We start from the raw sequence: 25,246 nt of genomic DNA, 5'->3' as shown, positions 1-25,246 counted from the left end.
CTCCTGTTTACCCATGTATAGCCAATTAGAAAAAATTCCTGTCTCGGTTCTAATTCCAGCTAAAGATGAAGAATACAACCTTCCTGCTTGTCTAGAAAGTGTCGCTCTTGCAGATGAAGTTTTTGTGATCGATTCTCAAAGCAGCGATCGCTCTGTGGAAATTTGCGAAAGTTATGGCGCGAAAGTCGTCCAATTTTATTTTAAAGGAGGTTGGCCAAAGAAAAAAAACTGGTCACTCGATAATCTGCCGTTTCGTAATGACTGGGTATTAATCGTAGACTGTGATGAACGCATTACCCCAGAATTATGGGATGAAATCGCTTTTCGGATTAAAGATCCCAGTTTTGCGGGTTATTATCTCAATCGTCGCGTTTTTTTCCTAGGTAAATGGATTCGTCACGGGGGGAAATATCCAGACTGGAATTTACGTCTATTTAAGCACCGATTGGGGCGCTACGAAAATTTGAAAACCGAAGATATTCCCAATACAGGTGATAATGAGGTTCATGAACACGTGATCCTCAATGGTCAAGTTGGCTATCTTAAAAACGATATGCTACACATTGATTTTAGAGATATTTATCATTGGTTAGCAAGACATAATCGCTATTCTAACTGGGAAGCCAGAGTTTATTACAATTTACTCACAGATAATAGTGATAATGGTACGATTGGCGCGAATTTATTTGGCGACTCGGTACAACGTAAACGCTTTTTAAAGAAAATTTGGGTGAGATTACCTTTTAAACCCTTTCTCCGGTTTATTCTGTTTTATTTTATTCGTCTGGGGTTCTTAGACGGAAAACCTGGCTATACTTATGGTCGTCTGTTGAGTCAGTATGAGTATCAAATTGGCGTAAAATTGTATGAACTGCGTCAGTTTGGCGGACGTTTGAATCAACCTGTACCGTCCGAAAAATCCTTATCTGAGTCTGTCGCTAAAGAACCAGCAAAACTATCTTAAGCATGGCATCTAACCTTCAATCTGATTCTGAACTTAAGGATCTTCCTTTAGTAGACTTGCGCTTATATAATCAATCTGGGTTTGAGCGGGGTCGTTCGGGTTGGTATATTTTAATTTGGTGGTTTGTCCAAGCGATCGCTTTTCCCCTCAGCATTCATAATATGGATGGGTTTCGCTGTCAGATTTTGCGAATATTTGGGGCAAAAATTGGCCAAGGAGTCAAAATACGTCCAACGGCTCGTTTTACTTATCCTTGGAAAGTGAGCATCGGCGACTATAGTTGGATTGGAGATGATGTCGTAATTTATAGTTTAGATCAGATTGCGATCGGTTCTCATTGTGTGATTTCCCAAAAATCTTATCTGTGTACGGGAAGTCATGATCTTAATGATATTGCATTTAGCTTAAAAACGGCTCCGATTTCTGTTGAAAATGGGGCTTGGATCGCTACAGATTGTTTTATCGCTCCTGGAGTCAAAATTGGAGCTAATGCGGTTATTGGGGCAAGAAGTAGCGTTTTTAGTGATATTCCTTCTCAACAAGTCGCTTGGGGTTCTCCCTGTCGCCCTCAGTATCAAAGAGAAATTAATTAGTTGCCATTTGCTTAATGTGCTTTCTTGGGTTTAATCATTAAATCTTACTTTTGACTTGTAAATATTAAAAAAAAATTGCAATAATATTAAGAAATATAAATAACGCTAAGATAATATAAGGCCTCAAAAAACTATCAAACATCATGTTCAACCCCCAACCTACTAGCAACGAACTACTTAAAACCGTTCTAGAGCCTTTGTTAGAAGACTTTCAGTACTGGTTTTCCAGAGCGCAGGTTTTATTAGAATCAGAAAGCTTAACTATTTTAAGCGAAGATGAGCAAGCAAATTTATTAGAACGAGTCAAACAAGCTCAACAAGAGGTTTCTACAGCACAAATGTTGTTTAAAGCAATTGGAGAGCAAGCGGGGATTGAACCGAGTATGCTATTACCTTGGCATCACTTAGTCGCTGAGTGTTGGCAAGTTTCATTAAAATGGCGTTCTTTTAAAAAAGAAATGGGGCAAATCTGAAAAGTCTTTTTTCACCGAGGAAGGACAGAAAAGGTAAGCTAAGACTATAAATCTTTTTCTTAAAATTTCAAGTTAAATAAATAAGTCTCATGGAGGAAGGATAGATGTTACATTTAATTTACATTTTTGCTTTTACAATCATTGCTTTTTTGACCATTAGCAATCTAATTCGGAGTCTGATTACGGTTAGCATGAACTCTCAACGTCCTTATTCTAATCGAACAAATATGTATGGTTCTAAGGGCGCACCTCATCCAGAATTGCTCGATGATAAGGGAATACCGATTAATGAGCCTTTATTAGTCATGCGCTCGGTTAGTGTAGAAGATGCTCGTCAGCAGCTAGACGCTCTCTATAAAGCTTCTCCTAGTCAAACCATTGATGTTGATGAAGAAAAATAGTTTGATTTTAAGATCAGCAATCCTCTGTGACAAATCAGTATATTTACTTACACGGCTTTGCATCGAGTCCAGATTCGGCTAAAGCTCAGTATATCAGCGATCGCTTTTCCAGTTTATCTCTTCCTCTAATTATTCCTGATCTCAATCAAAATGATTTTACTCATCTAACTCTAAGTCGGCAAATTAAACAGGTTCAAAAGCTTTTTTCTCCCTTAGAAACTTCTGTAACGCTTTTGGGTTCGAGTTTTGGGGGATTAACTTCTGCTTATTTAGCCGAAAAATGTCCCCAGGTTGAGCGATTAGTTTTACTCGCTCCTGCATTCGGTTTTTTAGAGGAGTGGTTAAACCGACTTGGTACAGACACAGTAGAAAAATGGAAAAATTCTGGGTATTTAAAAGTTTATCATTATGGAGAACAGCGATCGCTTCCTCTGCATTATCAATTTGTGGAAGATACTGAACAATATTGCGAAGAACAGTTACAGCGTAGCGTTCCAACCTTGATTATACATGGGCGTAACGATGAAGTGATTCCCCTTAAATATAGTCGAGACTTTGCTAAAACTCGTCCTTGGGTCGAACTGGTAGAAGTAGAAAGCGATCACGCCTTAACGAATGTTTTGCTCGATATTTGGCATTTAACGAAAGAATTCTGCCATCTATAAATACAATCTATAAACACAAGTTTACCCGTCTAAGGAGACGGGTTAATAACTGTACAAAACGATATGGACTCCTAAAATTTAAGAAACGAATAAGCAACTAAGGTTTACTAAACAAGTCACAACAGCCTTTGACACATTCTAAAATCTTTCTGTACCAACGTCAGGTATTGGATTATGGCTAACCTCTCATAACACATTTTAGGAATACTTCCTTAAAGGCGAGGCTAAAACCATCTTATGATGAGAAGAAATAATTTTAGATGGTCGAACAAACTAGATGAAAAAAAACTAGAAGGATGTTGGTTGAGTCAGAGCAGATAGCACAGGCTCTAATCTCTTTGTCCTGTAGGAAGTTGAGTCGCTTCCTTTGTGCATATTTTTAGAATAGCACCGTTTTTTTAGTGTGCAATACTATTGCAAGACAATTTAATAGTTTGTTTCTCATCTCAATTTATCGCAACAAAACTTAATAAAATACGAGTCAAGGGTTTTGATTACAATTTGATTACAATATAGATCTGTTGAACTAATTTTGTCGAATACTTATGACTAGCCACAGTGACTTAATGATACTCATTGACGGACATTCACTCGCCTTTCGTGCCTATTATGCTTTTTCCAACTCGCGTCAAGGTACATTACGCACATCTAACGGTATTCCGACGAGTGTCTGCTTTGGGTTTATTAATTCTCTAACGCAAGTCATAGAGTCGCAACGTCCTAAGTATATTGTGGTAGCCTTTGATTTACAAGAACCGTCTTTCCGTCACCAAGCGGATGAAAAATATAAAGCAACCCGCAAAGAGACACCAGAAGAGTTTATTACTGACTTAGAAAATTTAAAAAGTTTACTAAGTGCCTTAAATTTACAAATTATTACAGCCGTTGGTTATGAAGCAGATGATGTGTTAGGAACTTTGGCGCAAAAAGCAAGTAAAGAAGGATACAAAGTTAAAATATTAACAGGTGATAGAGATTTATTTCAACTCGTTGATTCTCAAAAAAATATTAGTGTTTTATATTTATCTAGAAATTTCCGTAACCCATTAGATAGCGGTTATACAGAATTTGATGAATTAGCAGTTGAAGGAAAATTAGGTGTTAAACCTACTCAAGTAGTAGACTATAAAGCATTGTGTGGCGATACTTCGGATAATATTCCAGGAGTTAAAGGAATTGGTGAAAAAACGGCTGTTAAGTTATTACAAGAATATGAAACACTAGATAATATTTATCAAAATATAGAGAAAATACAAGGAAGTTTAAAAACAAAGTTAGTTACGGGAAAAGAAGACGCTAAACAATCACGTTTTCTGGCACAGCTAATGAATGAGATACCCATAGAAATTAATTTAAAAGATTGTTTATTAAAAGGGTTTGATACTCAACAAGTAAAACCTATACTAGAAAAACTGGAATTAAAAACGTTTATCAAAAAAATTGAGCAATTACAAGAGTCTTTTGGTGGAACAATAGAAACCCTATCACAAGAAGAACCAGCCCAACAACAATTATCTATTTTCCCCCAGGTAACAACAACCATAGTTAAAACAGATGAAACCACCGAAAAAGAATCAGAACAAATTTCTATTCAACCACAAATAATAGATACTCCTGAAAAACTAAATACTTTAATAAATCATCTTAAAAAATATCAAAATTCTCAATTTCCTGTAGCTTGGGATACTGAAACAACTTCTTTAAAACCAAGAAAATCTATTTTAGTTGGTATTGGCTGTTGTTGGGGAACTCAATTAACAGATATTGCTTATATTCCGCTTCATCATACCCAAGGAAATAATTTAGCTCATGTAGAAGTTTTAAACGCTTTACGAGAGATTTTAGAAAGTGATGATTATCCAAAAGCTTTTCAGAATACAAAATTTGATCGATTGGTTTTAAAACACCAAGGAATTAACCTTGTTGGTGTCGTTTTTGATACTATGCTGGCTAGTTATGTATTGCATCCAGAGAAAAGCCATAATTTGAGTGATTTGTCAGAAAGATATTTATCTAAAATTCAATCAAAAAGTTATAAACAGTTGGCTATTCCTAAAGGAAAATCAATAGCAGATTTGGATATTATAACCGTTGCTGATTATTGTGGAATGGATGCTTATGCTACTTATAATCTAGTGGCAAAATTACAAGCAGAATTAGAACAAGTTCCCGAATTATCTAAACTCTTATCAGAAGTTGAACAACCTTTAGAAGCAGTTTTAGCAGCAATGGAAGATCAAGGAGTTAGATTAAATGTTCCTTATCTAAAAGACTTTTCTCAACAACTCGAAAAAACTTTGCAAGAATTGGAAATCAAAGCTTATGAAGCAGCAGGAGAAACCTTTAATTTAGCCTCGCCAAAACAACTGAGTGATTTACTTTTTGTCAAATTGGGTTTAAATACAAAAAAAACTCGTAAAATAAAAACTGGCTATTCCACAGACCATGCTACATTAGAAAAATTACAGGGAGATCATCCCGTAATTGATTATATTTTAGAACAACGAACTTTAGCCAAATTAAAATCTACTTATGTTGATGCTTTACCTAAATTAATTGAACCGAAAACAAACCGAGTTCATACAGATTTTAATCAAACTGTAACAACAACTGGGAGATTATCTTCATCGAATCCTAATTTACAAAATATTCCCATACGCAGTGAATTTTCGCGTCGAATTAGACAAGCTTTTATTCCTGATGATGGATATTTATTAGTTTCGGCTGACTATTCTCAAATTGAACTTAGAATATTAGCTCATTTGTGTCAAGAACCTGTCTTAGTTGAAGCCTATCGAAAAGGAGAAGATGTTCACGCTGTAACAGCAAAACTTATTTTTGAAAAAGACCAAGTTACACCTCTAGAAAGAAACCTAGGAAAAACGATTAATTTTGGTGTAATTTATGGTATGGGAGCGCAAAGATTTGCCAGAGAATCTGGTTTATCTGTAGCACAAGGAAAGGAATTTATTGAGAAATATCAAGAACGATATGCTAAGGTATTTAAATATTTAGAAAGAGTCAAAAAAGAAGCGATTTCTTTGGGTTATGTTCAGACTATTTTAGGAAGAAGACGTTATTTTGATTTTAGTAGCGATTTACTTAGTAAATTTAAGGGACATCCGATAGAAAGTATTAATTTAGATGAACTAAAAATTCATTATGAAGAAGCACAATTATTAAGGGCGGCGGCTAATGCTCCTATTCAAGGTTCGAGTGCTGATATTATTAAAATAGCGATGATCAAACTCCATTCTATTTTACAAAATTATCAAGCTAAATTATTATTGCAAGTTCATGACGAACTCGTTTTAGAAGTTCCCGTTGATGAATGGCAAGAATTAGAACCTAAAATTAAAGCAACAATGGAAAATGCTGTACTTTTAAGTATTCCTTTAGTGGTTGAAGTGAATGTTGGTAAAAACTGGATGGAAGCGAAATAATTGTCTTTCTATCAACAAAAGTCTTATATCACTGAAGTCTAGCCGCTTTTTAGACAAAATAACAAAAAAATAAGACAGAGAAAAAATCGTCTCTCTGTCCTACTTTATATATATCTTCCTAAGCAACTAAGGCATCTTGAACGGTTTTATTGTAAATAATCCGTCCTGCGGTAGTACGAATATATTGGCAAATCACTTCACCATTTTTATCTTCTCTGATCTTACGTTCTCGATAATGTTTCCAAATCGTACCATCAGTCATTTCTTCAGTACTTAAGATTTCATCATCGGGTTTATCATTCATTACAGGCCCGTCATGTCGTAACCAAACAGAAGCGTGTAACTCTAATAAACCGTGTTCATAAGCTTTGAGAGCATCATCTAAACTGCCAAAGTAACGCCCTGCACCTTTTTTAGCGTTGGGGTTTTCTGCGGTTAGATAGTAGCAACCCAAAACCATATCTTGAGATGGCGCCACAATCGGACGACCTGTCGCAGGAGATAGAATATTATGACAAGCCAACATTAATAAACGTGCTTCGGCTTGAGATTCGATCGATAATGGAACGTGTACCGCCATTTGGTCACCGTCGAAGTCGGCGTTAAATGCTGGACAGACTAAGGGGTGTAATTGAATTGCGCGTCCTTCTACGATAATCGGTTCAAAGGATTGAATTCCTAAACGGTGTAGGGTTGGTGCGCGGTTGAGTAAAACTGGGTGTCCGGTGATGACTTCTTCTAAAACATTCCAAATTATGGGATCGCTTCGTTGGATCATTTTCTTGGCTGCTTTAATATTATTCACAATACCAAGACGTATGAGACGATGAATCACAAAAGGTTGGAATAATTCGATCGCCATTTCTCTCGGTAGCCCACACTGATAAATTTTCAGTTTTGGTCCAACTACAATAACAGAACGTCCCGAATAGTCAACCCGTTTACCCAAAAGGTTTTGACGGAAACGACCTTGTTTTCCTTCGATAATATCAGACAAGGATTTCAAAGCACGATTATTTGCACCAACGACTGTACGTCCCCGACGACCATTATCGATCAATGCGTCTACTGCTTCTTGTAACATTCGTTTTTCGTTACGAACGATAATTTCTGGGGCGAGTATTTCTTGTAGACGAGATAAACGGTTATTACGGTTAATCACCCGACGATAAAGATCATTTAAGTCAGAGGTGGCAAAACGTCCACCGTCGAGTTGTACCATTGGGCGTAAGTCTGGTGGAATGACAGGAATGACACTTAAAACCATCCAGTCAGGTAATGAACCTGTTGCGATAAAGTTATCAATCACTCGTAAGCGTTTAATTAACTTAGCCCGCTTTTGTCCTTTGCTTTCGACGATTTCTTCGCGTAATTTTTCCGCTTCTTCTTCTAAATTAATTTCCTGAAGCAGTCGTTCGATCGCTTCTGCACCTATTCCGACTTCAATACCGACTAATTCCGAATCTTCGGCATAAATTTGCTCTTCAATTTCTAGCCATTGATCTTCGGTTAATAATTGTTTGTACTGAAGATTTCCTGCGTTTCCAGGTTCTAGGACAACATAAGCATTAAAGTAAACAATTTGTTCGACATCCCGTAAAGGCATATCGAGCAGAATACTTAAATAACTGGGAATTCCTTTAAGATACCAAACATGAGTCACGGGGGCCGCTAGTTTTATGAAACCCATCCGGTGACGACGCACACGAGATTCTGTGACTTCTACACCGCAACGCTCACAGACAATTCCCCGATGACGAACTCTTTTATATTTACCGCACCAGCATTCCCAGTCTTTGGATGGTCCAAAAATCCTTTCACAGAATAACCCATCCATTTCAGGTTTTAGGGTACGATAGTTGATGGTTTCTGGTTTGGTCACTTCTCCTACAAGAATGCCATTAGGTAAGGTTCTTTCGCCCCAATGACGAATTCTTTCTGGAGAGGCTAAACCAATTTTTACATAGTCAAACCGTTGATCTGCTGGGGTTTTCATTCTGATGCTCTGTTGAATGCAAGTTAATTAATTTAAAAACTTAAGAGAAAGCTTAAGACTGAGGTTATTTTCCTCACTAAGAGGGTTAAGAGTGCAAGCTTATTTTTTTCTTTTTCCTTTTATCATCAGTTTTGTTGGAATAGAATAAAGGAGCAAATGGTTATTACTCTCACAGAGAGTCACTACAAAAGTTTGACTCAGGACAAACTGAATCTAAGATCTTATATTATACTACTCGCCTGCTAAATTTGGTTAGATCAATTGGATGAGCAGAAAGCGTTAAGGTTTTACCCATCTTTCTTAATTCAATTGTAAATGCTTTTTGCTGCGCTTAAGATCGTGCCATAGAGTTTTAACTTGCTCATAAGCGTCATTTGATTCTAGCTTACCCCCTGTATGTAAACCAGCAATAAACGATACTCTGGTGGCAAATTCCTGTAAATTAGCGTTAAAAGCCAGACTTGTGGGGGAAAAATCCCCGTGATAAGAGCTTCTTGGACAGATAAAATTATCTTTCATTCCCCACTTGTTATCTTCCATGACTGACCCCCTTATATCCCTTTCTTTATTGTACCTTCTTAACCTATTATTAATATATTCTTAATCTAAATCATCGTTCAAAAGTTACAAAATGCCCAGAGTCGGTAACTTAATTCGAGTTTTGCATCCTGATTATGCGGCAGGAATTTTAGGATCTATCCAAGCGCAAGAAACATCAGGACGTTGGTTAGTCCGCTTACTCGATAATCCTTTAGAAAATATCAATGAACCGCTTATTCTTTCCTTAGAGGAATCAGACTTTGAAGTGCTTGACTCACAATCCCCCCAATCCTAAAGCGATGCAGTTTTTGCATCATGGTAGGTGGCAATCAAAGGCATCAACCAGCATTACTCACTTCATTGATCGATGTTTAAATTTTTCACAAAAAAACTCGCTCAAAACTTAAATCAAAACCCAAATATCTATTATTTTGAGATACTAATTCGCCTAGTCGCTCTGCCTCCAAAATCATTAAGCTCGATTAAAGACAAAATTAAGAAAAAATAAAGTGAGTCGCACTTATACTGCATACAATGGCTGATTCAATAAGCTTTAAATTCAAACCGTGAGTGACACTTTATTAATTGGCATAAAGTAAAGCGCAGCGTGAAAAACGATCTAAGGCTTGAATGATAAGCATTCGACAGATAATCATCAATAAAATTAGTGATAGTTATCAAAAATATTGGTTTAAAACCTCGTCATTTAGGACGGCTTCATGATAGAATTTCAGGCACAGGAAAAGGTAATTAACCTGTCTAAAAACCTAGCTATCTAACGATAGACGCACCTTGAAAACTAGGATTAGAGGATTCTGCACAGAACACGCTTGTGTAGGTAAAAGTCCTAAGCAACAAGTACTAGAGAAACTTTCGATTTAAGTTTTGAATAGTACCGCCATAGCAGTCGGGAACTAGGCTCCTGCAATGGAGTTGAACGCTTGGGTATAGAATCACCTCTGGCTTAAAAACCGCAAGGGATTTAGGGTAAGTGAACTAGATGAACCAAGAATCCTTGTCAAATGGAGACGAGGAGTGTCAACCAAATTGGAGAGTTATCCCATAGAATAAGGGTATGGTTTTTTTCAAAAGCCAAACATCGTAATCAAAAATTCAATCCATATTTAGGTGTGAGGATTGACACTATGTCTAAATTAGCAAAAAACTTACTAAAGGCTGCACCAATAGTATTAGGTGCTTCTTTTCTAGCGGGTCAAAGTGCGATCGCTGCTCCTAGCGATGCAGAAAAAATCAAAAAAACGGAAAACGCTTCCTTCACTCAAGATTTACTACTGGCACAAGCGGCCCCTCAAACTCCAGCAACGGAAGCAGAGGTATTAAATCAAATTAATCGGTACAACACCAAGCGTTTTGACTCTGGGATTTACAATAATCCCATGTCACAAGTCACCAGCGTTAACCAACTTCGTGACGTTGAACCCACCGCTTGGGCTTTTGAAGCACTTCGTAGCTTAGTCGAGCGTTATGGTTGTATCGTAGGTTATCCAGACCGAACATTTCGCGGTAATCGTGCCTTATCCCGTTGGGAATTTGCGGCAGGTTTAAACGCTTGTATGAACGTAATGGAACGCTTAATCCAAGATGGCGTAGGTGTTCTACGGGAAGACATCGATAAACTCAAAAGACTAGCCCAAGAATTTGAATCGGAATTAGCCGCACTTGGCGCAAGAGTTGACAACTTAGAACAGCGTGTCGCTTTCTTAGAAGATCACCAGTTCTCGACAACCACCAAACTAAAAGGGGAAGTCATCTTCAGTATCGCTGATACCTTCGGCGATCGGGCCAGTGGTGGTATTCCCGATCAAGGTGGTGGTGATGAAACCCAAACCGTATTCCAAGATCGAGTCCGTCTCAACTTTGAAACCAGTTTCACAGGTAAAGATTTACTAAGAACTCGTTTACAAGCGGGTAACTTTGGTGGTAACCAATTTAACGCAAGAAGCGGAACGGGAACCAACATGACTCGTTTAGCCTATGATGATGGTACTGATAATGACGTGACGATCGACGATTTATGGTATCGCACTGGCATTGGACCTGTCACCTTGTGGGTTGGTACAAGCGGTCTAAACTTGGATGACGTTTTTGACACAGGTAACCCTTATCTATCTGATAGTGGAATCGGTGCTTTATCTCGTGGACAAAGATACAACAACTTACTCTACAGAGGTCCCTCTGGTGCTGGTGGTGCTCTTAAATTCGGCAATGATTTTATTAGCGTGACCGCAGCTTATCTAGCGGGTGAAGCCGCTAACCCAGTTGAAGGCGCTGGTTTATTCAACGGTGACTATTCTGCTGGTGCTCAAATTGGCTTTAACTACAAGGATTACTTCAAAATTGCTGCAACATACATTCACACCTATCAGGAAAATACCAATCCTAATAGTGTTAGTGGTTTATTTGGTGGCGTTAGCAGTTTAAATGCTGAGTTTCCTTTTGACACAACTACACCAATGACAGCCGATCGTTATGGTTTACAAGCAAGTACAAGAATTGCTTTTGTTAACCTTGCTGCTTGGGGTGGCTTTGCTCAAGTCCAATCTCAAGATAAAGACATTAATTTTAATGATCAAGATGTCTGGACTTGGAACGTCAACGCTTCTTTAGTCGATCTTTTAGTTGAAGGTTCATTATTCTGGGTTGGTGGTGGTATGCCTCCCAAAGCAAATGAAGGTGGAACCTCCTACATGGTTGAAACCGGTTTCAGAATTCCTGTAACTAAAAACATTTTTGTTACTCCTGGTGGATACGTGGTCTTCAATCCTAATAATGACGGAAGCAACGATGCCATTTATGTTGGTGTTCTCCGTACCACCTTCAAATTCTAAATTTAAGGTTTCTTGAGTTAAGTAGGGTTTGGTCAATTGGCCAAGCCCTTATTTTTATGTTAACTGAGGCTTTCTTTGCATCGCGGCTTTCATTAATAAAGATTCAGCAAAAGCGATCGCTTCATCGGCCGAATGTCCTCCAGTCAAGAAAGCGAGTTCATCCCGTCGAGTTTGGAGACTATTAAGAGGAGTCACTCGCACTACCGTCCGAATTTCCGATAAACCAACCGTCGGATCTTCAGAGAAAATCGGTAATTCTTCGATGATCTGTTTTCCAACTCTAAAATGAGCATCCGCCATCGCTGCTACTAAAGGTTGATGAGTCACACATAAAACTTGATGAGTTTGACTCAGTTGATAGAGTTTATCGGCGATCGCTTGAGTCACTTTACCTGATACTCCCGCGTCAATTTCATCAAAAATTAGTGTACTGGAGTGATCTTGAACATGAGAAAAACAGGCTTTAAGAGCTAGTAAAAAACGGCTCATTTCTCCGCCTGAAGCAGTTTCCGACAAAGGCTGAATTTTTTCTCCTGGATTGGGACTAAAATAAAATATCACCATGTCTGCACCCGTAGCCGAAAAAGAACAAGGCATAATTTGACAGACAAAGATAATCTTATCCATCCCTAAAGGTTTTAATTCTCTAATTAACTGTTTTTCTAAATTTGTCGCCGCTTGTTGTCGAAGTTCGGTCAGTTGCTCACACGCTTGTTTTAAAACAATTTCTGCTTCAGTATAATTTTTTTCTAACTCTTCAATCGTTTGACTTTGATCCGTTAACTCATCTTTTTCTTGTTGTAGTTTTTCATAATAAGTAATCACTTCAGCTAATGTTGAGCCATATTTCCGACAAATTCGCTTTAGTAAAGTAATTCGTTCTCCAACTTCGGCTAAACGTTCTGGATCTGCTTCTTGTTGATCGCCATAACTATTAACAAGATGTCCAGCATCAACAACTAAATTTAGAGCATCACGAACTATTGCTAAAATCGGTTCAACTGAGCGATCATAATTCGCCATATTCAATAAAATTGATTCAGCTTGTCCAAGTGAATCTGTTACCGAACATTCACCCTGATCATTTTGATAAAGAAGTTGATAAACTTGATAGCTAGACTGTTGTAAATCCACCACATGAGACAGCCTTTCTTGTTCTTGTTCTAGTTGATTTAACTCCGAAGGATCATTCAGTCCAACCTCTTCTAATTCCTTGAGTTGATATAAGAGTAAATCTAATCTTTGTAAACGTTGTTGTTCCGAATGACGGCGGTTTAATAGGGTTTGTTGGGCAATTTGATAAACTTCGTAAAAAGAGCGTACTCGATCGCGTTGTTTTAATAAAACATCACCACCATGCAAATCTAATAACTCTCGTTGTATAACTGAATTCATCAGTTGAACCGTTTGTCCTTGTGCGGTAATTTCCACCAAGTTTGTACGCAGTTGGGAAAGTTGTTGACGGTTGACTAAAACACCATTAATGCGAGAACGTGAACGTAAAGAATTGCCAAAAAGGGTTAATTCTCGACTGACGACTACAGTACTATCTTCTAGGGGATCGATTTCTTGTTCATTTAACCATTCTTGCAAAGATAAATTTATTCTCCAAGTCGCTTCAATAATAGCCTGGTTACTCCCTTGACGAATCAAACGGCTATGGGCTTTCCCTCCTAATACTACATCGATCGCATCGAGAATAATCGATTTACCAGCACCCGTCTCACCTGTGAGGACATTCAAACCCGAACTAAAGGTTAATTCTAGCTGATCGATCAAAGTAAAATTTTTGATTTGCAACAGAGCAAGCATGAAGTTTGAGTAAAATCTTTGACAAGTCCAGTCTTTATTATAGAGAAAACCAGATAGAGAAGAATTCGGCTTTATGTGATCCTAATCTTCACTACCACTGAGGATCACTTTCTAAAAGTGCTGTTGCTTCACATGGAGGTAAAGGTTTAGCAAAAAAGTAACCTTGTCCAAATTCGCAATTAAGAGCGAGCAGAGACCTCATTTGTTCTTCTGTCTCAATTCCTTCGGCAACGACTTCTAAACCTAAATTATGACCCAACATCACCACCGTTCGCACAATTTGGGCATATTTATTATCATTTTCTTCGTGCATCCGTCGGACAAAAGATTGATCGACTTTTAGGGTATCAATGGGAAAACGATGTAAATAACTGAGGTTAGAATATCCCGTACCAAAATCGTCAATACTCAGTCTTAAACCCAATGCTCGGAGACGATGCAGCAGTTGGATCGCTCCTTCAACATTATTAAACATGACTGATTCAGTAATTTCTAACTTTAGACTGTTGCGTTGTTTTTCATCAACCATTTCCTTTAATATATTTTGGATTTGCTGAATTAATAAATCAGGTTGATTAAATTGACGACTTGACAAATTGACACTCATGAGCAGAGGGGGATTGCGAGGGAACTGTTGATGCCACTGTTTCATCTGACAACAAGCTTCTTTTAAGATCCATTCTCCTAGAGGTACAATTAAACCTGTTTCTTCAGCAATAGGGATAAATTGACCTGGAGAAATAAACCCTTTATCCGATGAAGGCCAACGAATTAAGGCTTCAAAACCGACAATTTTATGGGTTCTTAGGGAAATAATCGGTTGATAGTACAGTTTAAATTCTTGTTGTTGAATGGCTTTTCTTAGACCTGTTTCTAATTGCCAGCGTGATTCAGCTTGAGATTTCATGACAGGTGAAAACATTTCATAGCGATCTTTTCCCTTTTCTTTTGCTCGATACATGGCAATATGAGCATGACGTAATAATTCTTCACTTTGGAAAAGGTGATCGATTCTTTCAAGGGCAATACCAATGCTAACACTGGTAAAAATTTCATGGCCAGCCCATTTGAGCGGTTGTTTGAGTTGTTCTTGTAATTGGTTTGCTAAATGAGTGACTTCATCGATATTTTGCACCGTTCTTAACCAGATCGCAAATTCGTCACCCCCTACTCTGGCGATTTGTCCATGTGTTTTGAGCAGTTTTTCTAATCTATGGGCAGTCTCAATTAATAAATAATCACCTGCTTGTTGACATAATCCTTCATTAATTAATTTAAAACGGTCTAAATCTAGAAATAAAATCGCGGCTAAAGGATGTTGAGAGTAAATATGATTATTTTTAAGATGTCGAATTTGTTTTAAAAAAGACCGACGATTTGGTAAATTTGTTAATGAATCATAGTAAAGACTATGATAAGTTTTTCGTACTAAGATCACGGCTCCAGTACCTAATAATCCTAATGTTGGCCCGATTACTGGTAGCCATATAGACTGATTGAATAAAATTAGACTAATTCCCCAAAGACTTATTGTGGCGATCGCTACTGCCATTAAAGCATAAAGTGGTCGATTATACTGCCAGATGAGCATTCCACCGAGTATAGACCATCCCAAAATCCAAAACCATTCTACCCAATCTTGTAAAACTCTGATGGGAGGTTGATTATCTAACACCATACTCAATATTTGGCTAACCATCTGAGCATGTATCATAACTCCACTCATTAAATAATTAGTGTTTTCTGTCGCGCTATAGGGGGTTGCAAAAACATCTTTGACGCTTGGTGCAGTATATCCAATTAAGATTACACGATTTTTTAGCCAACTTGGGTCAATTTTGCCTTCTAGTACTTCAGTTAAACTGACTTGTCGCGCAACTCTATTAGGCGAATGATAACGTAGTAAAATTTGCCATCCGACGGTATCTTTAAGATCAAGTTGATAGCCTCCTGCATTGGGCGTTAAACGGTTAAATTGGGTTGAACCAATTTTTAAAGCATCAGGAGTCACTTGAAAATCTAGATTGTTTAAATACTTTAAACTAACCCGCAGCGCAAAGGAATAAAATTTTGCTGGGTTTGTTAGGTTTGTTGAAAGAAATGGAGATTCAACATACAGTAAATTGCGACGGACTACATTATCTATATCGACAATTAGATCACTAAACCCCACTTGCATAGATGGAACTTCTGGGGGAGAAGACACCGCATCGCTCTCTCTTTCCTCTCCTTTGGCGATCGTAATGACATTTTTAGCTTGTAGTTGTTTTACTAATTCCTCATGTCCGACACCTTGGGGAATATCTCGATAAACGTCTAAACCGATGACTTTGGGTTGATGCTGCTGTAATTTTTGTAACAGTCTTGCAATAATTTGATCAGACAATGGCCAGCGTTTTTGTTTTTGAATATCGCTTTCAGAAATGCCGACTATTAATAGTCGTTCATCTGGTTGATGAGGAATGGAACGTCTAACAAGATGATCATAAGCCGCGAGTTCAAAAACTTGTAATCCTTTAGTTTGTCTCACCCCCATAATGGCTAAAGTGATCAATAAACTTGCGATCAGCACTCTTTGAACTCGAACGCGCAATGAAGCTGTTAGATTTTTGGCCTTATAATAAGGAACTTTGTCGCCAAGCACTCAATAAATTCACCATTATTTACAGAAAGAACTTTTGACAAGGGTTAAAAACATAGAATCTTTACTATCTCAATTTGTTAAGAATTATCTAAATGTTTTTTGCTGTTACTTATGCAGACAATCATACAACTCAAAAACGGAGTAAGCAATAATTGTGCGGAATTTCTTCTCATTTTATACCCCCCCTAAGCATTCTTATTAAATCTTCATAAAATATCCGTAGTTTCACTCATTGCTTTTAAAACAAATTTTGTTAGTATTTTAAAATATAAGTTATTTTACGGAAATATCCTATAATAAGCAAAAATTAACTTTAAGTCTTTTTGACTAAAACAAAAGACAATTAGAAAAATTTAATAGAGTAAAAATGTATTAACTTAACAATCAAGGCAACCCACGAGAATGAAAGCAGTTTTATGAGTATTTGCTTATTTAGAACCCATCAAAGATCGTTGATCAGTCTAACCTTAATTTTGACTTTCTTGTCTATTTTATTTACAGAAAATGGCTGGACAAAAAGTCAAGCAGAAAATCGACAAGGTTGGCCAACACGTAGAGTTGGTGGTGGTTCGCGGGGTTGTAGCTTAGAAAATATAGATGATTATACAAGAACGCAATATTGCCGACCTTTAATTGCTTTAATTTCTGAAGGTCTCACCCTAACAACTCAAAGCTTACCTAGTTTATGGTTTTATTTTCCTTTTTTTAAAAACTCAGATCAAATAATGGTTGAATTTGTTTTACGAGATGAAGCAGATCAACTGATTTACGAAGCCACTTTTAAACCGACGACACAACAGGAAATTACGTCTTTTCAACTGTCCCAGACTCAGACATTTAAAGGACTAGCAGAAGGAAAAGCTTATCACTGGTATCTTTCGGTTATTTACAAAGCGACCGATCGCGCCCATGATGATGTTGTAGAAGGATGGGTTCAACGAGTCCCACTCCGTACCGAAATAGCACAACAATTACGGCAAGCGACACCCCTCGAAAAAGTACGGATTTATCAAGAGGCTCATTTGTGGCCAGAAGCGATCGCCATCCTCGCCAATTTGAAACAAATGCAACCGAATGATCCAGGACTCTCTCAACTCTGGGAAAAACTGATAGCTTCTCTAGAAATTCCTTCATCAAGCAACAGCCTCTAACTGGGAAAAAGCGATCGTAAAAAGAACAGAGGCAAAACTAACATCCGTCGCCAGCGCCAAGGTTCTTGATACAAACGATACAACCATTCAAGATGATTATCTCGTAGCAATCGCGGGGCGCGAGTCTTAGTTCCCGACCAAATATCAAAACTTCCCCCAACACCGATCCAAGTCGCATGAGGACAAAGAGAACGATTTTGACGAATCCAGTATTCTTGGCGAGGCACACCCAACCCCACTAAGATTAACTTGGGCTGTTTTTCTATAAGGGTTTGTTGCCATTGTTTTTGTTCAATTTCGCTCAAATAACCATGATTAGACAAAATAGAAATTTCAGGAATCTTAGATCGCCACGTTTGGGCTGCTTGCTCAGTTACACCAGGTTGTCCGCCAAAAAAAACGATCGGATATTGCTCACCATCAATTCCCAATTGAGTCAATAACGACTCAGCGAGTTCAATACCCGGACATCTCGACTGTTGATGACCACGTAACTTTAAGTATAAAATAACGCCGGCTCCATCAGGAATGACTAAATCGGCCGAACGAATGATCTCAGCTACTGATTTATCTTGTTCGGCTAACATAGCCATTTCAGCATTTAGCGTTACGACATGGGTTCCGACATTTTGCTCAATCCGTTTTTTGAGCCATGTTGTATAGTTATCTAGCAAATGTACAGGCAAATTCAAGACAGGAACAGAATTAGGAGTTTTTAACATAACCAAAAATTGAAAGCTCACGGATTAGAATTATCATATATTGAACGAAATTGATTAACCACTTGATTTAAACCCACTGAATTAGAGGCTTTAAAAAGAATGCGATCGCCACTTTGAACGATTTCTTGCAGGCGTAAAATCAACGCCTCATGAGTCTTAAAACACTCGGCTAGAACCCCGTTGGCTCCTTCTACAATTGCCTCGGTTTCGGGTTCATCGACATAAATCAATAGTCGATCTATGCCCAGTTTTTGAGCCATTTCACCCACTTGATAGTGCAATCGCCACCCAGCTTCACCGAGTTCTTTCATCGTCCCTAAAACGGCAATATGACGCGTTCCAGGCGTTTCTTTAAGCAGGTTTAGAGCCGCTAACATTGATTCTAAACCAGCATTATAAGTTTCATCGAGAATTAGTACATCATTATCTAACTGATAACGTTGCGATCGGCCTTTTGGTAATTGAACGGATAATCCTTGCGTTAATGGTGTCCAGTCGAGATCTAAAACTTTTGCTACAGCTAAGGCCGCTAAATAATTCAGCGCGTTATGACGACCCGCGAGAGGTAAAGTAAAATCTACACCATTGACTCTGAGGGTTTGAGGATCGATAATTTGTCCGCAAAGATCGCCACCTTCTAAACCATAGGTTAAAGTGGTTCCAGTCCAATACTGAGGGGCTGTTTTCATCAAACGCTCATTATCATGATTGAGAATAGCGATACTACTACTTGGCATTTGAGCGAGTAATTCACATTTAGCTTGTGCGATCGCTTCTTCTGAGCCGAGTCGTCCGATATGAGCGGTTCCAACATTAGTAATTATACCGATGTCAGGTTGAGTAATTTGTGTTAATAAAGCAATTTCGCCTCTAGCACGCATCCCCATTTCGATGACAGCATAATCATGACTGGTATTTAAAGCAAGTAAGGTTTTTGGCACGCCAATTTCATTATTATTATTCCCTTCGGTTTTATGGACTAGACCTTGAGTTCCTAAAACAGCCGCAATTAATTCTTTAGTTGTTGTTTTGCCCACCGAACCGGTGATCCCAATAATCGGAATTTTAAATTGTTGCCGCCACCACAAAGCAATTTTTTGATAAGCGACTAAAGTATCTTCGACGAACAATTGTGGAATTTGCTTAAATAATTCCACTGAAATCGGTTGACTAATAATTAAAGCGATCGCACCTAACTTTACCGCATCTTCAAGAAAATCATGACCATCAAAATTATTTCCTTGTAAAGCTAAAAATATTTCTCCTGGCTTCAAGGTACGTGTGTCTGTAGTAATTCCCGTAACTTTTAGGATTTCATTTTCGTCAAAATACTGGGATTGAATAGGATCGAGAATCGAAATTATTTGATTAAGTAATAACTGAGAAGCCATAAAACTAAAATTACTCACTGAAAATAAAAAAAAAATATGAGTTAGTGATCAAGATCACTGACAAACTGTGCTTTGTTCCGCTATTCTAGGTAATACAACATATTGATGATTTGGGGATCAGCCTTCTGAACTCCTCAATTAGTCAATTTAATAAATAACTCTAGCCGTCATTAGTTTTTTTCTGACTGGCGATCATTGAATCGATAGACAACTGTTCAAAGTAGCCTTAAGATAAAAAGATCGCTTACGCAAGAAAATACTACTGATAGTATTCAGGGTGGCTATTGATAAAAATGATAGTAAACCAAGATCGATTATTAAACAACTGTTGTAATCTAGCTTTGATATTTTATCGGCTTATTATTAGGGAGGGCTGACTAGAATGACACTCGCTAGTCCCCAAGGAAACACAAAACACACAAGAGAAGAAGAGCAATTATTGTACGACTATTTGCTAGATAGCGTACAAAGAGAGACTCCTGAAATATTACTGGAAGATTTTCGCCGTTTGTTTATCGAGGGGCGAGGATATCGTAATGCTCAAGTTTATATGGCTCTTGAGCGAATTGTTAAAGCCAAAGATGCTGAGTTCTCTTTTTATCATTTTTTTAATCGTTGTTGCCATATTTTGATTAACCGTTGGCAAATGAGTCCTCAACATCAGCCAGCCATTCCCGAATTAGTTGGCTTATTAGAAAATTTAGCACCCGCTAGACAAGGACATCACGGAACAGCTAACAGTCTGCGGCAGTTGGTAAAAAATTTCACTTTATCTGAACATTACGTTAAATTACAACGTTTAGCTCGTATTATTAGCAGTAAGTACAGTGAAAAAAGTTCTACTTCTGTAGGAACTTTGATTAATCGTTATCCTTATCTTTACGATCATTGTTTACTGGGTGATGAAAGTTCTCAAGAACACCAACAAACCGTTAGACATATTAAATCTAAAACAGAGCGACGTTTTGAAGTCAATTTATCTCGCTATGTGACTTACAAAGTTCGTTTAGCCCAATTATCAAACTCGTCCGATTTTTCAGCAGAAGCAGGCAGAATTATTCAACCTGTTAAAAATCCAACTCTGTTAAGCGATCGTGAGTTAAACCGCGCTTTAAAACAATATGTTGGAAACGTTGACAATGGGCATACCTATCGAGATCTATCACAAAGTTTTTTAACACAAACAGCTTATGTACCAACATATCAAGCATTTAAAGACGAATTATACGAATATCTGATTACTTCTGCTGATTATGGAAAAGGACAATTTAATCGAAAACTATACGATGTCTTACAAAATACCTTACCGCAATGTAATCATCAAAAACCAAGTGAATTTTTAGTATTACGAACCTCTTCTCAGTTACTTAATTATCTGATTGTCGAAAGCCCACAGAAGCCAGAGCATTATATTTTTATCGATATGATTACTAATATGGGCGTAACTGGGACTGTTGGTTTATTACTCAAGCTGGTTTTGATGTGTCGCAAGGTCAAACCTTATCTTGATAAACGGTTGTCGATTTTATTTAATCACTATGAAGGTTTTTCCAGCGATGGTGTTCCTTGGTTAATCAAATCTTTAGAAAATGTCCAAGTAGGTTTTAGTATCCATTTTGGGAAAGCTGATCTATCCTGTTTAAAACAAATTGGCTCATAAAAATAGGATGTAAAAAAAGCGAATCATTGATGTTAAATATACATATAGCTTCGTTTAAATGGGTGGGAAAGCCGATAATAATAAAGTATATCCATCTTCAAACCGAACTAAATGATCGCCAATGTTAGCCAAGCTGAATACCGCCAAAATTGAACTTGAGCAAGCCAACTGGACGCTCGCCAGCCAAATTTTACAGCAACTCTTGAGCGAAAAACAAGAACACACCGACGATCCAAATGTCAGGGATGTTGAATGGGAAATGATTTTAAATTTGGCTATACAGATTTTATGCGAGAGTGACTTTGGACAAAGATGGGAAATTGCTAAACTATTTCCTAAACTGGGAAATCGTGCGATCGCACCGCTCATTAGTCTTTTAGAAGATGAAAGTCTTGATTTAGAAATACGTTGGTTTGTTGGTCGAATTTTGAGTCAATTTCATCACCCTGATTGTGTGTTAGCTTTAGCAAAACTCACGCAACAAACTCAAGAAGAAGATCTATCTATAATGGCAGCCCAAGCTTTATCAGAAATTGGGCTCTTGGCAACTGAAGCATTAACGGAATTACTTCAAATACCCGAAACGCGACTCCTTGCGACAAAAGCTCTGTCGCAGATGCGTCATTGTGAGACAATTTCTCCTTTATTAACCGTCGCCTGTGATGATGATCCTAACGTTCGAGCTATTGCTATTGAAGCGTTAGGAAGTTTTAAAAATTCCCAGATTTACCCTATTCTTGTCGCAGCTTTAAAAGATCAAGCCGCTAAAGTTAGAAAAGAAGCGATTATTGCATTAGGCTATTTTACCGAAAAATCTGTATTGAATGATACAGTTAATCATTTAATTCCCTTATTGTATGATTTCAAACTCGAAATTTGTCAGCAAACCGTGATTACATTGGGGCGGCTCGGTACACCAGAAGCGATCGCGGCTTTATTTTCAGTTCTCAAATCACCTGTAACACCAAACGAATTAAAACAAGAGATTGTCAGGGCGTTGGGATGGATTGAATCTGTTGATGCACTTTTATACTTACAGGAAGCTTTAGAATGGGGTGATGGGGACATTTGTCAAGAGATTATTACTGTTTTGAGTCGCCAAAAAGAGCCTCAGTTAAAACAACAAGCCGCTCATATTTTAGTAGAGTTTTATCAATCAGGACAAAAAGTTTTACAAGATTCGACGATTAGACAAACTTTAGCTACTTCTTTGGGAGACTTAGGAGAAATAGAAGGACACTCATTATTGAGTAACCTCGCACAAGATAATAATCAAAGAGTAAAACTTCACGCGATTTCTGCTTTAAAAAAATTAACAAAACAACATGATAACCTTTTTGAAGATTTAACCTAGAATAACCGAAAATTAAAATAAAGAAATCTGTCGTGATCTTGGTCAATCAAAAATTTATATAAAATTTTAACTCAGAAATGGTAGAAGCAGAAACATTTCTACTTAGCGCGTAACCAAACTCTTAAAAAACAGGGAACAGGTTTGACAAACGAGTTGTCTGGTGAAAAAAATAAGAAACTGTAAGCGGTAGTCCGTTCTTGATCTCCTTTGTTGCTAAAATCTAATCTCAAGAAAAATTGGTAAAAAAACATTATGAGTCATCTATCTAAAAAAAGATCTTTTAAATCTCCTCTTACTTTAACTTTAGCAGTTGTGGCGATCGCTGCTGGTCTAGTTACCCAAGCTTGTAGCGGTGGTACGAATACAACTCAAACTGAAACCCCCGCGCCCGAAGGTGGGCTTAAACTCGGTTCCCTGTTGCCTGTTACTGGGGATCTCTCTGCTATTGGTCAAAATATGCCAGAAGCAGCGACTTTAGCGGTTGATACGATTAATGCTTGTGGTGGTGTCAACGGAAAGCCTGTTACTCTTGTTAAAGAAGATGATCAAACAGATCCAGCAGCCGGTGCATCAGCTATGACTAAACTAGCAGAAGTGGATAAAGTTGCGGGTGTTGTCGGCTCATTTGCGAGTAGTGTTTCCAGTGCCGCCGTTGATATTGCCGCACGGGATAAAGTAGTATTAATCTCACCAGGTAGTACCAGTCCTGTTTTTACAGATCGAGCGAAAAAAGGGGAATTTGGGGGATATTGGGCAAGAACCGCCCCTCCTGACACTTATCAAGCCCAAGCCTTAGCCGCATTAGCTCATAAAAAAGGTTTTAAGAATGTGGCAACAGTAGTGATTAATAATGATTATGGGGTAGGGTTTGAAAAAGAATTTGTTAAAGCTTTTGAAAAACTCGGCGGTAATATTGTTAATAAAGATAAACCCGTTCGTTATGATCCAAAAGCTGCAACCTTTGATAGTGAAGCAACAGCCGCGTTTAGTAATAAACCCGATGCAGTAGTAGCCGTTCTTTATTCAGAAACTGGAAGTTTACTCATACAGTCCGCTTACAAACAAGGTTTAATGAAAGGTGTTACTCTTCTGTTAACCGATGGAGTCTATTCAGAAGATTTTACCAAAGCAGTTGGCGAAAGCAAAGATAATAAATCGATTGTTAGTGGCGCATTAGGAACGGTTCCGGGGGCTGATGGACAAGCTTTAGCCGCTTTTACAACGTTATGGAAAGATAAAACAGGTAAAGATATTACCGCTTATATTCCTCATACTTGGGATGCAACCGTCTTATTGATGTTAGCCGCCGAAGCCGCTAAAACGAATACGGGAGAAGGAATTCAAAGTAAAATTAGAGAAGTCGCTAACGCACCTGGTAAAGAGGTGACAGATGCTTGTGAAGCGATCGCACTAATCAAAAAAGGCGAAGATATTAACTATCAAGGTGCGAGTGGTAATGTTGATATCGATGAAAATGGCGATGTTTTGGGTAGTTATGATGTTTGGACGGTTCAAGATGATAATTCTTTAAAAATTATTGATAAGGTTACTCCAACTCCGTAATTAAATAAAAAAGGGTTTGGTTTGAGCATCCGTAGGGCTACAGGTTGCCTGTAGGGGCTTGGTTTCCAAGCCCTTTAAACCTAACATTTTAAGCAACATATCCCATCAATTCATCAGAAGTCCATTCTAGGGTATCGCCGATCGCAACTCCGGTATGATAGGCAGCAAGGAGAATTTCACAGGTTTTCCCCCATGCGATCGCACCACTCGCATCAAGAGAAATAGCGGCGAGATCCCGTTTATTTTCTGATGATTCTTTAATCGATCGTTTCATTGCTTCAGGGAGAGAAATACCATCTGTTACCCGTACCACAATACGACTCGCTAAAGCTTCTTCAACAATATCCTCACCGACACCCGTACAGCTTACACCGGCATATTGAGTAGCATAATTTCCCGCAACCGTTGCAGAATCACTCACTCGGCCAATGCGTTCTAAACCTTTGCCACCTGTAGAGGTTCCTGCGGCAATTTTTCCCTCACTATCAAGGGCGACTACCCCAATTGTACCCCGTCTTGCTTCATTAGAACCCGCATACAAACGCGCCATCTTTCGTTGGAAGTTGTCTTTACGTTCTGAGATCCATTCTTCGAGACGAAAATCGATCCGAGGATCATAAATTGGGATTTGGAGTTCTCTAGCGAGTTCTGCTGCACCTAAATCTGATAAAGTGCGATCGTCTTGTTCTTGTAAGAATTTCGTTATGTGGATCGGGTTTTTGATGCGTGAAACATTAATCACCCCGCTAAACCGTTGGCGATCGCCATCCATTAATGAGGCACTCATCCGTACTTGTCCATCAGACTGTAATACTGAACCTGTACCCGCATTAAACTTCGGATCGTCCTCTAATAACTCACAACCTCGGATCACTGCTTCTACGGCACTTTTTCCCCCTTGCAGTAACTCATAGACTTCTTTTACAACACTGTGTAATGATTGACGAACTTGTATTAAACCGCCTTTATCTTCTAAAGAACTGGCCCCACCATGAATAATTAGTTTAGGTGTAGTCATTTTTTTG

At 38.1% G+C, this 25,246-nt stretch carries 19 protein-coding genes; 12 read left to right on the top strand and 7 right to left on the bottom strand.

Going from position 1 to position 25,246, the window contains the following annotated elements:
* The first annotated feature begins 13 nt into the window (after positions 1-13).
* From C7H19_RS05545 to polA, 6 genes are all read left to right on the top strand, one after another.
* The gene (locus C7H19_RS05545; RefSeq protein ID WP_106455892.1) at positions 14-964 is read left to right on the top strand and encodes a glycosyltransferase family 2 protein; all 951 of its coding nucleotides are present in this window, start codon (positions 14-16) and stop codon (positions 962-964) included.
* A gap of 2 nt (positions 965-966) precedes the next feature.
* Positions 967-1,557, top strand: a complete 591-nt coding sequence (gene hpsU / locus C7H19_RS05540; RefSeq protein ID WP_106455891.1) for a hormogonium polysaccharide biosynthesis acetyltransferase HpsU — start codon at positions 967-969, stop codon at positions 1,555-1,557.
* Between the two features lie 143 nt (positions 1,558-1,700).
* Complete coding sequence (locus tag C7H19_RS05535) at positions 1,701-2,030, top strand: DUF2605 domain-containing protein (protein ID WP_106455890.1); 330 nt, start codon at positions 1,701-1,703, stop codon at positions 2,028-2,030.
* A gap of 104 nt (positions 2,031-2,134) precedes the next feature.
* On the top strand, positions 2,135-2,431 hold the full coding sequence (locus C7H19_RS05530) for a DUF2973 domain-containing protein (RefSeq protein ID WP_106455889.1): 297 nt from the start codon (positions 2,135-2,137) through the stop codon (positions 2,429-2,431).
* A 26-nt stretch (positions 2,432-2,457) separates the two neighbouring features.
* Positions 2,458-3,096, top strand: coding sequence for a YqiA/YcfP family alpha/beta fold hydrolase (locus tag C7H19_RS05525; protein WP_106455888.1), 639 nt, complete (start codon positions 2,458-2,460; stop codon positions 3,094-3,096).
* A 545-nt stretch (positions 3,097-3,641) separates the two neighbouring features.
* Positions 3,642-6,539 (top strand): DNA polymerase I, encoded by a 2,898-nt coding sequence (polA, locus tag C7H19_RS05520; protein ID WP_106455887.1) that lies wholly within the window; start codon positions 3,642-3,644, stop codon positions 6,537-6,539.
* A gap of 118 nt (positions 6,540-6,657) precedes the next feature.
* Here the strand turns inward: polA and C7H19_RS05515 are convergent, their stop codons facing one another.
* Both C7H19_RS05515 and C7H19_RS05510 read right to left on the bottom strand, forming a co-directional pair.
* The gene (locus C7H19_RS05515) at positions 6,658-8,535 is read right to left on the bottom strand and encodes a DNA-directed RNA polymerase subunit gamma (protein ID WP_106455886.1); all 1,878 of its coding nucleotides are present in this window, start codon (positions 8,533-8,535) and stop codon (positions 6,658-6,660) included.
* 300 nt (positions 8,536-8,835) lie between these two features.
* Positions 8,836-9,075 carry a DUF7219 family protein gene (locus tag C7H19_RS05510; protein ID WP_106455885.1) on the bottom strand — a complete coding sequence of 80 codons (240 nt, stop codon included), beginning with the start codon at positions 9,073-9,075 and terminating at the stop codon, positions 8,836-8,838.
* Positions 9,076-9,166: 91 nt separating this feature from the next.
* On the opposite strand from C7H19_RS05510, the gene C7H19_RS05505 reads away from it, so the two are divergent.
* On the top strand, positions 9,167-9,370 hold the full coding sequence (locus C7H19_RS05505) for a hypothetical protein (RefSeq protein ID WP_106455884.1): 204 nt from the start codon (positions 9,167-9,169) through the stop codon (positions 9,368-9,370).
* 850 nt (positions 9,371-10,220) lie between these two features.
* Positions 10,221-11,924 (top strand): iron uptake porin, encoded by a 1,704-nt coding sequence (locus C7H19_RS05500; protein WP_106455883.1) that lies wholly within the window; start codon positions 10,221-10,223, stop codon positions 11,922-11,924.
* A 54-nt stretch (positions 11,925-11,978) separates the two neighbouring features.
* On the opposite strand, the gene recN is transcribed toward C7H19_RS05500, so the two are convergent.
* On the bottom strand, positions 11,979-13,736 hold the full coding sequence (gene recN, locus C7H19_RS05495) for a DNA repair protein RecN (protein WP_106455882.1): 1,758 nt from the start codon (positions 13,734-13,736) through the stop codon (positions 11,979-11,981).
* Positions 13,737-13,827: 91 nt separating this feature from the next.
* The gene (locus C7H19_RS05490; RefSeq protein WP_106455881.1) at positions 13,828-16,380 is read right to left on the bottom strand and encodes an EAL domain-containing protein; all 2,553 of its coding nucleotides are present in this window, start codon (positions 16,378-16,380) and stop codon (positions 13,828-13,830) included.
* Between the two features lie 416 nt (positions 16,381-16,796).
* On the opposite strand from C7H19_RS05490, the gene C7H19_RS05485 reads away from it, so the two are divergent.
* Entirely contained in the window at positions 16,797-17,531 is a 735-nt protein-coding gene (locus C7H19_RS05485; protein WP_106455880.1) for a DUF928 domain-containing protein, read from the top strand.
* Here the strand turns inward: C7H19_RS05485 and C7H19_RS05480 are convergent.
* Both C7H19_RS05480 and C7H19_RS05475 read right to left on the bottom strand, forming a co-directional pair.
* Positions 17,528-18,253: a WecB/TagA/CpsF family glycosyltransferase gene (locus C7H19_RS05480; RefSeq protein ID WP_106455982.1), complete on the bottom strand. Its 726-nt coding sequence runs from the start codon at positions 18,251-18,253 to the stop codon at positions 17,528-17,530. The genes C7H19_RS05485 and C7H19_RS05480 overlap by 4 nt on opposite strands.
* Before the next feature lie 17 nt (positions 18,254-18,270).
* Positions 18,271-19,644 carry a UDP-N-acetylmuramoyl-tripeptide--D-alanyl-D-alanine ligase gene (locus C7H19_RS05475; RefSeq protein WP_106455879.1) on the bottom strand — a complete coding sequence of 458 codons (1,374 nt, stop codon included), beginning with the start codon at positions 19,642-19,644 and terminating at the stop codon, positions 18,271-18,273.
* A gap of 382 nt (positions 19,645-20,026) precedes the next feature.
* On the opposite strand from C7H19_RS05475, the gene C7H19_RS05470 reads away from it, so the two are divergent.
* From C7H19_RS05470 to C7H19_RS05460, 3 genes are all read left to right on the top strand, one after another.
* A complete protein-coding gene (locus tag C7H19_RS05470; protein WP_106455878.1) occupies positions 20,027-21,304 on the top strand; it encodes a hypothetical protein in 1,278 nt (425 codons plus the stop codon).
* A gap of 121 nt (positions 21,305-21,425) precedes the next feature.
* Positions 21,426-22,658, top strand: a complete 1,233-nt coding sequence (locus C7H19_RS05465) for a HEAT repeat domain-containing protein (RefSeq protein WP_106455877.1) — start codon at positions 21,426-21,428, stop codon at positions 22,656-22,658.
* A 252-nt stretch (positions 22,659-22,910) separates the two neighbouring features.
* Complete coding sequence (locus tag C7H19_RS05460) at positions 22,911-24,221, top strand: ABC transporter substrate-binding protein (RefSeq protein WP_106455876.1); 1,311 nt, start codon at positions 22,911-22,913, stop codon at positions 24,219-24,221.
* Between the two features lie 88 nt (positions 24,222-24,309).
* Here C7H19_RS05460 and C7H19_RS05455 read toward each other — a convergent pair whose 3' ends face one another.
* Positions 24,310-25,239 (bottom strand): isoaspartyl peptidase/L-asparaginase, encoded by a 930-nt coding sequence (locus tag C7H19_RS05455; RefSeq protein ID WP_106455875.1) that lies wholly within the window; start codon positions 25,237-25,239, stop codon positions 24,310-24,312.
* Positions 25,240-25,246: the final 7 nt, after the last annotated feature.

The organism is Aphanothece hegewaldii CCALA 016 (assembly GCF_003007785.1).
GTDB lineage: Bacteria > Cyanobacteriota > Cyanobacteriia > Cyanobacteriales > Microcystaceae > Chroococcus > Chroococcus hegewaldii.
This window is presented reverse-complemented; position numbering and strand designations above follow the sequence as displayed.